The following is a 584-nucleotide window of genomic DNA, read 5'->3' as shown; positions in this document are numbered from 1 at the left end:
GAACGGTGAGCTGTATCATGGAGTGGAGCCGCGGAGCGGCGTAACGGAATTGATACCAGCGACTGGTTCGTCCTCAAGGGCTTTAATCATGTTAAGCGACATCTCGAGAATGTCTTCTTTCTTAAAATCAAAATATCTCCGCCCTCCGAGAAATCCAATCCCACGGTCGTCTTGCCGAAGTAGCTTTAATTTCTTTTTTCCGCTGTTCGTAAACACCTTTAATTCTCCGATTATGATTCCTCCCTTCGTTGTGGGTAGAAATTCTCTTTTCTTGTGCTTCGGATTCTCACTGTCTGAAACAATCGACGAGAACTCATAGACTTCTTCTTTCCCGAGTTTGATGTAATCGATATCGCACCTGAAACCGACTTGCTCTTCATCCAAGAGAAAGATGTCCACGATTCTCTTCTTTCCTCGAACTGTTGCTTCTGATTCTCCAACTTTGCTTAGAACCTTTTCTGAGAAATACATGCCTATAGGGCCATACTTTCGATACTTGAGATAAAACAGAGCTCCTATGCCTACAATGAAGAGGATTATGAGTATGGCGACCGGATGCATATTTTCTTTGGCGAACGATGAGG

Annotated in this window: 1 protein-coding gene; it reads right to left on the bottom strand. The window is 43.8% G+C overall.

The genetic code is table 11. The features are described 5' to 3' along the window. Positions 1-15: 15 nt before the first annotated feature. On the bottom strand, positions 16-584 hold a 569-nt coding region (locus DDZ13_RS15285), incomplete at its 5' end, for a hypothetical protein (RefSeq protein ID WP_233246186.1).

It is taken from the genome of Coraliomargarita sinensis (assembly GCF_003185655.1).
In the GTDB taxonomy this organism is placed as follows: domain Bacteria; phylum Verrucomicrobiota; class Verrucomicrobiia; order Opitutales; family Coraliomargaritaceae; genus Coraliomargarita_B; species Coraliomargarita_B sinensis.
Note: the sequence above shows the minus strand (reverse complement) of the source record. Positions and strands in the feature narration are given on the sequence as shown.